This is a genomic window from Arthrobacter sp. P1_B3 (assembly GCF_056406615.1).
This window is the reverse complement of sequence record NZ_JBFTZV010000023.1, coordinates 61,507-69,998: the sequence shown is the minus strand read 5'-3', so window position 1 is coordinate 69,998 and position 8,492 is coordinate 61,507. Positions and strand designations below refer to the sequence as shown.

8 protein-coding genes are annotated in these 8,492 nt (G+C 70.4%); 5 read left to right on the top strand and 3 right to left on the bottom strand.

Features of this window, described 5'->3' with window-relative positions; translation table 11 throughout:
• A partial coding sequence (locus tag AC1D2F_RS19490) for a hypothetical protein (protein WP_476967515.1) occupies positions 1-195 on the bottom strand: 195 nt, incomplete at its 3' end.
• A gap of 432 nt (positions 196-627) precedes the next feature.
• Here AC1D2F_RS19490 and AC1D2F_RS19485 point away from each other — a divergent pair.
• The 3 genes from AC1D2F_RS19485 (at position 628) to AC1D2F_RS19475 (ending at position 3,620) form a co-directional block, all read left to right on the top strand.
• Positions 628-2,076, top strand: coding sequence for a hypothetical protein (locus tag AC1D2F_RS19485; RefSeq protein WP_476967514.1), 1,449 nt, complete (start codon positions 628-630; stop codon positions 2,074-2,076).
• Positions 2,077-2,175: 99 nt separating this feature from the next.
• Positions 2,176-2,943: an endonuclease III gene (gene nth, locus AC1D2F_RS19480; RefSeq protein ID WP_229993740.1), complete on the top strand. Its 768-nt coding sequence runs from the start codon at positions 2,176-2,178 to the stop codon at positions 2,941-2,943.
• Positions 2,940-3,620 carry an NUDIX hydrolase gene (locus AC1D2F_RS19475; protein ID WP_229993701.1) on the top strand — a complete coding sequence of 227 codons (681 nt, stop codon included), beginning with the start codon at positions 2,940-2,942 and terminating at the stop codon, positions 3,618-3,620. Before nth ends, AC1D2F_RS19475 begins: the two co-directional genes overlap by 4 nt.
• A gap of 21 nt (positions 3,621-3,641) precedes the next feature.
• Here the strand turns inward: AC1D2F_RS19475 and AC1D2F_RS19470 are convergent, their stop codons facing one another.
• A complete protein-coding gene (locus AC1D2F_RS19470; protein WP_476967513.1) occupies positions 3,642-3,902 on the bottom strand; it encodes a YegP family protein in 261 nt (86 codons plus the stop codon).
• Positions 3,903-4,045: 143 nt separating this feature from the next.
• Positions 4,046-5,776, bottom strand: coding sequence for a bifunctional 3'-5' exonuclease/DNA polymerase (locus AC1D2F_RS19465; protein WP_229993702.1), 1,731 nt, complete (start codon positions 5,774-5,776; stop codon positions 4,046-4,048).
• 135 nt (positions 5,777-5,911) lie between these two features.
• Between AC1D2F_RS19465 and ssd the strand changes: the two genes are divergently transcribed.
• Together ssd and AC1D2F_RS19455 are read left to right on the top strand one after the other, a co-directional pair.
• Positions 5,912-7,021, top strand: coding sequence for a septum site-determining protein Ssd (gene ssd, locus AC1D2F_RS19460; RefSeq protein WP_229993703.1), 1,110 nt, complete (start codon positions 5,912-5,914; stop codon positions 7,019-7,021).
• Entirely contained in the window at positions 7,018-8,343 is a 1,326-nt protein-coding gene (locus AC1D2F_RS19455; protein WP_476967512.1) for a TadA family conjugal transfer-associated ATPase, read from the top strand. Before ssd ends, AC1D2F_RS19455 begins: the two co-directional genes overlap by 4 nt.
• The last annotated feature ends 149 nt before the right edge of the window (positions 8,344-8,492 follow it).

Below are 8,492 nucleotides of genomic sequence, written 5' to 3'. Positions count from 1 at the left end.
CAGCAGTTCCCGGGCCTGCTTCGCCCAGAACGCGGGGCGGTCGGCGTCGGCCTCGGCGTACTCGCCGGCGGTGACCACCGCATTCGCCGCGAACTCGGCCGAAGGCGCGAACCGGCGGTTCTCCTGGGACAGGTTTTCGAAAGCGTCGCCGTTGGCCGCCTGCGTGGCCATGGAGCCTGGTGTCTGCTGGGACATGGTGAACCTCATCATTCATCGATCCGGGCTGCGCGGCCGTGCGCGTCGCCTCCACGCCGGGCCGCATGCGCGGCGTCGGGCGGCGGCAGACCGCGGCAGTGCCCGCTGGAGCTGTCTGGAATAAACACTAATACGTGGGTCCGACCAAACGTGCGCCCCGTCACAAACAGCGCCGTGAGCGGTGTTTGTTAAGCGCCGAGTGGTTCGTTGGCGGCCCTGGACGGCGGCCCGGCGCAAGCGTCCGGGATTCGGAAAGCCGGAGAATTCTGCTGTGTCCGCCCTCGGCTTGTCAGCTAGTGATCGGCCAGCCACTTGGCTAGGCTGAGATGAAGTTGTGACATCCGATGGAGGCGACAGGACCCGCTTGGGTACTGTCCTTGCCTGCCGTTAGACGGCGCTGTCCAGAGCGCCGCCATGCTAAGGAGATACGGAATGAACGAGCAAGACAACGGGCAGCTCCGGGCGCCCGCCCAGAGCCAGGGCGGAACGGCGCAGCCGGGGCCCGCCGGGTTCGGGGATGCGCCACGCTTCACGGTGGACAAGAAGACCGGGAAGAAAAACGAAGCCGTCCTCGGTCCCTTCACCATCCGTGACCTCACCGTCTTCGGCTCCACGCTGCTTCTTTTCATCGCCTCGCTGATTCCGATGTTCGCCTTCGCCTACAACCTGTGGAACCTGGGCAGCCTGTTCTTTCTGGGCCTGGGCATCGTGCTTCCGCTCATTGTCACCGCGTTGTTCGTGGCCCGCCGCCTCAGCCCGTCGACTAAGATCCGGATCGGCTCCCTGTCGATCGACCAGTTCGCGTCCGTCGTGGCGTCCTTCACGCTGGCCTTCTTCTTCCTTGCCGTCGCCGGGGCGTTCGTGCCGAGCATGCTGATAGCGCTCCTTGGCGCCTTGGGGCTCTTCGCGGCCACCGTGCTGGCCCGCTGGATCCCGTTCTTTGCCGGTGACTTCCTGGGCCGCGAGGAAACGCCTGCCCACGTCGTGGCCCGTGAAGCTGTCGCCCCGGTGCACAAGCCCCGTGCGCCCAAGACGCCGAAGCAGCCCAAAACAGCCAAGGACTCCGCGGGAACAGGTGCATCCAAGGCGGCGGCATCCGGGGCAGCCGCATCCGCTGCGGCCGAGTCCGGGGCGGCCGCGGGCTGGGCCAAGCGCCCGATCAGCGGCGGCCCGGCCACCGGCGGCCAGGCCACCTCCGGCCAGACAGCCGCACCGGCGGCAACTTCACCGGCCGCGCCTTCAGTCGGGGCGCCTTCAGCCGGGGCCCCTTCCGCGGGCGCGGCATCCGCTGCGGCCCCGGGGGCCGCGGCTCCCAGCGCGCCGGAGACCCAGATCTCGGGCGTGGTACCAGCAGCCGGCGCGGCTGCTGCAGCGCCGTCGGCCGCGTCAACGCCGTCGACGCCGGCCCCGTCCGCCGAGTCGGCCCCGTCCGCCGCGGAACAGACCCGGACTGCCGGCGTCCCTGCCGCTGCCGGTGCCGCTGCCGCCAGTGCCGCGGCACCCCTTGCGCAGACCCCGCCCGCCGCTGAGCAAACCCAGGCTGCCGGCGTCCCGGCGGCTGCCGGCGGCAGTGCGCCCACCACCGTCAACCCCCAGGTCCGGCCCCAGGAGCAGGTCCGGGCGCAGGAGCCCATCGGCGCCACCGTGGATCCCGCCAGCCGGCCCGCGGAGCACGATGTCCACCCGGTGCACGAGGCGTTCTGGTTCGCCGTCGCACAGCCCCGCACCGCCGTCGACGAGCGCACCGGAGCCCCGGCGTTCGTCATTGAACCCGGCGGCTGGGTCCTTGCCCTTGAGGACCGCGGCAACGAATTCCTGGTTCAGCACACCGACGGCCGGCTCGGCGTTTTGCGGGACCTCAGCAACATCGAACGCGGTTAGCCCGCCCCCGTGACCACGGCATCCGGCAGCACGGTATCCGGCACCCCGGACCCTGGGAGCGCCAAGACCCGTGCGCCGGGGGCGTCCGGGGAGTCTGTCCTGGCGCTCAAGCGCCGCGCGCGCCGGATCAACCGGGAACTCGCGGAACAGTACCCCTATGCCCACGCGGAGCTGGACTTCCGCAGCCCGTTCGAGCTCGTGATAGCTACCGTGCTGTCCGCGCAGACCACGGACGTGCTGGTCAACCAGATCACGCCCCTGCTGTTCGCGCGCTACCCGGATGCGCGGCGGATGGCGGAGGCGGATCCGGCCGAGCTGGAGGCCATCATCAAGCCCACCGGTTTCTATCGCGCCAAGGCCAGAAATCTCCTCGCGCTGTGCACCCGGCTTGTGGACGAGTACGACGGCGAGGTGCCGGGCCGGCTGGAGGACCTGGTGACGCTGCCCGGCGTCGGGCGGAAAACCGCGAACGTCGTGCTGGGCAATGCCTTCGGCATCCCGGGCATCACGGTGGACACCCACTTCGGCCGCCTGGCGCGGCGCTTTGGCTGGACGGAGTCCGATGATCCGGTCCGGATTGAGTCCGACGTCGCTGAGCTGTTCGAGCCGAAGGACTGGACCATGCTCTCGCACCGCGTCGTCTTTCACGGCCGCCGCGTCTGCCACTCACGCAAGCCGGCCTGCGGCGCCTGCGCCGTCGCCAACTGGTGCCCCAGTTACGGCGCCGGCGAGACCGACCCGGAGAAGGCAAAGAAGCTGCTGAAGTACGAACTCGCCCCCGGGCAGGAGGAGCTGCTGGCCCGGTTGCGGGCCGAGACACACCGCGCCGCCGAAATCCGGATGGAATCGCAGAGGAAGCAGCCGTGACCGCGCGCCAGGACCTCGCCGACCTCGTTGCCGCGGTGGAGGCGGGGACGGCGCCGGCCCCGGATCCGCGCTGGCGGGAACTCGCCGTCGAACCCGGCGAGCGGGTCCGCAGGGCCGCCGTGCTCATGCTCTTTGGCGCGCTGGACAACGTTCCGGCGTTGTCCGAGAAGTTGCTTGCTCCCGCCGATTTGGACGTGCTGCTGCTGCAGCGGGCCCAAACCCTGGAGGACCATCCCGGACAGGTGGCGTTTCCAGGCGGCGGGATCGACCCGGGTGAATCCGTGGTCGATGCGGCCCTTCGCGAGGCGGAAGAGGAGACCGGGCTGAACCCTGCGGGCGTGGACGTGCTCGGCGTGATGCCTGAACTGGCGCTGCCCCGGGGAAATTTCCTGGTCACCCCGGTCCTGGCCTGGTGGGCCGCCCAATCGCCGGTCCGGGTGGTGGACTACGGTGAATCCGCGCAGGTGTTCCGTGTTCCGGTCCGGGACCTGCTGGACCCGGACAACCGGGTGATGGCCACGGTCAGCCGGGCCGGACAGACGTTTCAGAGCCCCGCCTTCACCGTCAACGGCGTGGTGGTGTGGGGTTTTACCGGGATGATCCTGAACCAGCTTTTTGAACAGCTGGGCTGGGCCGTTCCCTGGGACCGTGCGCGGCTCTACGGGATCGATGTGTGAAGCCCGCAGGCCACCGCACTGCTAGCTGGTGGCCACCGCCCTGCCCGCAAGGGGAACGAGTGCCCGTCCTCCTGCCCTGCTGGCGGCGACTCGCCTGTGCGTACCGGAACGATCCACAACCAGGCCTGTCGCGGCATTCTCGCGCACGGCGTTGATGCCCGCCGCCGCGCTTTTGATGGAGCTGAAGAGCGGGGACACGGCCACTACCGTGCCATCCGCCGCCGTCAGCCTGAAGAAATATGCCTTGTCGCCAGCCTGCGCGATCTCAAAAGTGCCAGCCAAACCTGTGCCTCCCCAATATCCCTTGCGTCGTTGCAATAGCCGGCGGTTCGTACGGGAATTCGCCGGCCTTCTCGAGGGTAGCCCGGTGACGGAGCCCACACAACGCTACCGACCGGTACGTTACAGGCAGTGATATTGGTCACTCATTTGGCGTTGTCGTACGAGTCCACGACGGCCACGCTGACCGGAAATTCCACCGGAATGCGGCCGAACAACAGCTCCTTGGCGGCAGTTGCGGACTCCTCGATCGCCTTGATGCAGTCACCGACGGCGGATTCGGGACAGTGGACCATGACTTCGTCGTGGAGGAAGAACACCAGTTCGCCAGCGGCTGCGCCGTCCGACCGCATGGCGCGCAGCCGGCGTCGCAGTTCCGCGAGCCAGCACGCCGCCCAGTCAGCGGCCGAGCCCTGGACCACGAAGTTCCGGGTGAAGCGGCCGCGTGAGCGTGCGATTGAGTCCGCCCGGCGCTGTTCTTCCGCGGTGGTGGAGTGCTGGCTCTGCAGCCAGCGTTCCGACGGCGGCGGGCTGCTCCGGCCCAGCCGAGAGGTGACGGTCCTGCCGGCTTCGCCGTCGCGGGCAGCCTGCTCGACGAAGCCCACGGCGCGGGGGTAGGTGCGGGCCAGTTGGGGCATTAGCCGTCCGGACTCGCCCGTGGTCGCCCCGTAGATTGCCCCGAGGAGGGCAACCTTGGCTTTTGCCCGGTCGCCGCCGAAGCCCTGTGCGGCAATGCCCGCATAGAGGTCCTTGTCCCGGGCTGCCTCAGCCATTTTGGAATCCTGCGCCAGCGCCACCAGCACCCGCGGTTCCAGCTGCGAGGCGTCGGCAACGATCAGTTTGTGGCCGGGATCGGCGTGGACGGCGCCGCGGACCTGGCGCGGGATCTGCAGCGCCCCGCCGCCCCGGGACGCCCACCGGCCGGACACCACGCCGCCCACCACGTACTCGGGCTGGAACCTGCCGTCCTTCACCCACGTATCCAGCCACACCCAGCCATTGGCAGCGTGGAGACGGGCCAGCTTCTTGTAGGCCAGCAGCGGCACGATCGCGGGGTGGCTGGATTCCTTCAGCTCCCACTGGCGGGTGGTCTTCACTTCGATGCCGTTGCGGTGCAGGGCGCGCATGAGCTCCTGCGGGGAGTCCGGGTTCAGCGCCGGCGACTTCAGCAGCAGCCGGAGTTCGGCCGTGAGCGATTCGAGTTTGGCCGGACGCTGGCCCGGAGCCGGGCGGGGTCCGAGGTGATCCGCGAGAATCCGCTCGTGCAGTTCCTCCCGCCACGGGACGCCGGTGTGTTGCATTTCAGCCGCGATCATGGCCCCGGCGGATTCCGCAGCGAGCAGCAGTTGCAGCCGTTGGCGCCGGCCGGCGTCGGCGACGATCGCCGTGCCCGCGGCCGACCCCGCCTGCCTCAGCGCCTCCTGCTGGGCGGCGTACTCGGCGCGAAGAGCCTCAAGGGACTGGCCGGGGCGCCGACCAGGAGTCGGGGCGTCGAACAAGGCACCCTGTTCCGGCGGCGGGGCGGGGGGCTGCAGGCCCCGCGGCGGCTGGTGCAGCTCGTCATCCTGCGTCAGCTTCTCCGCCGCCTGCGCATAGCCGGTGTGGGCGGTGAACTCCGAGTGGGCCAGGATCGACCCGCACAACGTGAGGTCGTAGCAGCGCTCGAGTTCCACCCCGGCGCCCAGCAGCGCCGGGTACCAGTCCTGCGTGCGGTGCCAGATCCAACGCGGCTGCCGCTCCTCGAGCCCGCGCACAACTGCGGCGAGGTCGCCGGCCCTGACAACCCGGGGTTCCGGATTGGACGGTTCAGGGACACCATCCGCCGCGAGTTGCTGCAGCGCCGCGCCGTCGGCGTGGGCAGCGAGCAGCAGGTACATAGGGTCAATTCTGCCCTGCTCCGGGGCGTGGTCCGTGCGCATTTCCTGGTCTCGGGTGCAGGAAAGCCGCGAAGCTTGTCCACATAGCCCACGACGGCGGTTACGCTGCGCTTCCGGTCCGGGCAAAGTGGCAGCATGAACAGGCACCAGGAACGTGGTCCAGGCACGCCGCCCCCGCCTGGGCCGGGGCCCTGGATCCCCGGGGATTCTGCGGAAACCCTGCTCGTCACCGGGGTCGATGTGCTGCGCAGCGAGGTGGAACGCATCGTCGCTGCGGCCGGCGGCCAGTTGCGGACGGTGCAGGACGTTGCCGAGGCCGCACCGTTCTGGGACGCAGCGGCCGCCGTGCTGGTGGGAAGCGACATCCGCGAGTTGCCGCCCCGGCGGAGGGCCCCTGCTGTGCTGCTCGGCCTCAAAGGCGACGGGGACGGGCTGTGGCATCTGGCCGCCGCCATCGGGGCCGAACGCGTCGCGGTGCTGCCGGACGCGGCCGCCTGGCTGGCGGAACACCTGAGCAGGTCCCGCGCGCCGGAAGCCGGTGGACTCGTGCTGGGTCTCACAGGCGGCTGCGGCGGTGCCGGGGCCACGACGGCCGCCATCTGGATCGCCCAGTCCGCCGCCGGAACCGGGATCCGCGTGTTGCTGATCGACGGCGACCCCTGGGGTGGCGGCCTGGAACTGGCGTTGGCCGCCGAGGACGCCCATGGGCTCCGCTGGCCGGATCTGGCCGGGGTGAGCGGCAGCATCGACCCCGCCCAGCTGGACGATGCGCTGCCGGTCGCCGGCGGATTCTCCTTCCTGTCGTGGCCGGGGACCCGGGACCGTGCCGCCGGTGTGGACGCGAGCACCGTGGCCGCGGTTCTCGATGCCGCCCGCCGCGGCTGCGAGCTGGTCGTACTGGATATTGGCCGGGATCGGGAGGCACTCCGGGCCTTCGCCGGGGAATGCGACCGGATTATCGTTGTTGCGCCCGCCCGGCTGCGGGCCGCCGTCGCCACAGCCTGGCTGCTGCAGGAGCTGCCTCCCGTGGACACGGCGCTCGTGGTCCGGGCCAGTCCCGGCGCCGCCTTGGAAGCGCCGCTGCTAGCGGACTCCGTGGGGCTTGTCCTTCAGGGCATCATGCCGGACATCAGGGGTCTGGCCGGAGCAACTGAACTCGGCCGCCTTCTGGAAGCCGGCCGGCAGCGCGCCGTCCGCCGGTTCGCCGCCGGAGTCCTTGACCTGAACGGAGGAGATGACTCATGAGTGCCCATGCGGCCGCGGAACCCGCCGACACCGAACAGCCCACCCGGCGCGCACCGGGCCGCCGCCGTTCGCAGGGATTTCTCGACCAGACGCTGCTGGAGTCCGTGCGCGAGTCTGTCATGGCAGATGCCTCCCCGGTGACCCCGTCGCGGGTCGCTGCCGCGGTCCAGGCGAGCGGACGGCTGCTCGGCACGGCCGGCGCCCTGGCTGCGGTGGAAAGCATCAGCGCCGAACTGAACGGCCTGGGCCCCCTGCAGCCCCTCACCCGGGACCCCGCCGTGACGGACATCTTTGTCAACGCGCCGGACTCGGTGTGGCTGGACCGCGGCGGCGGTCTGGAAAAGGCGTCGGTCGTCTTTTCCGGGGAGCCGCAGATCCGGGCCCTCGTCGCGAGGCTGGTGGCAGCCGGCGGCCGCCGCCTGGATGACGGTTCGCCGTGCGTCGACGTCCGGCTCGACGGCGGCTACCGGGTGCATGCGGTGCTGCCGCCCATTTCCACGGCCGGAACGCTCCTGAGTGTGCGCATCCGCCGCGCCACGGTCTTCTCCCTGCCCGAGCTGAGACGCGACGGCATGTTCGGGACCGGGACTGTCGGGGGCCTGGTCCAATCCGTGCTCGAGCGCATGGTGGCGTCCAGGCTGAGCTTCCTCATCAGCGGGGCCACCGGCTCCGGGAAAACCACGTTGCTGGCGACGCTGCTCGGACTCTGCCACCCCGGGGAGCGGCTCGTCCTGATTGAGGACGCCGCGGAACTGAATCCGGTCCACCCGCACGTCGTCTCGCTGGAATCCCGGCACGGAAACCTGGAAGGCGGCGGTGCCGTGGACCTGGGCGAACTGGTCCGCCAGGCCTTGAGGATGCGGCCGGACCGGCTCGTGGTGGGCGAATGCCGCGGCGCTGAGGTCCGCGAGCTGCTCTCGGCCATGAACACCGGCCATACCGGAGGCGGCGGGACCATCCACGCGAATGAGGCCGCGGCTGTGCCTGCCCGGTTGGCTGCCCTTGGCGCGCTCGCCGGCATGGGCCAGGACGCGGTACGGCTGCAGGTCGCCAGTGCGATCGACGCCGTCGTGCATGTCGAGCGGACGGATACCGGGCGCCAGATCGCGAGCATTGGAATCATGGAGGCCGACGACTCGGGCCTGGCCGTCACCGCCGCACTGGAGATCCAACAGGGCCGCCTCCGCTTCGGCCGGGCCTGGCCGCAGCTGGCGCACCGTCTCGGCCTGGATCCCGGGTTGGCCGGGGCCGGCCCCTCCGAGCTAGAGGAGGCGCGGCCGGCCGAGCGCCCGCCGGGTTCCGGACAGGAACCCCCGAGGTAATGGACGCTGCCATGACCGCCCTCCTGATCATCGCTTTGGCCCTGGCCGTGTGGCTGGCATTTCCCTCCCCGCGCGCTGCCGGTCAGCGTACCCGCAGGGCATTGCAAGGAACCGGCACGGGAAGTTCCGCCGCCGACGGGCAGCCGCGA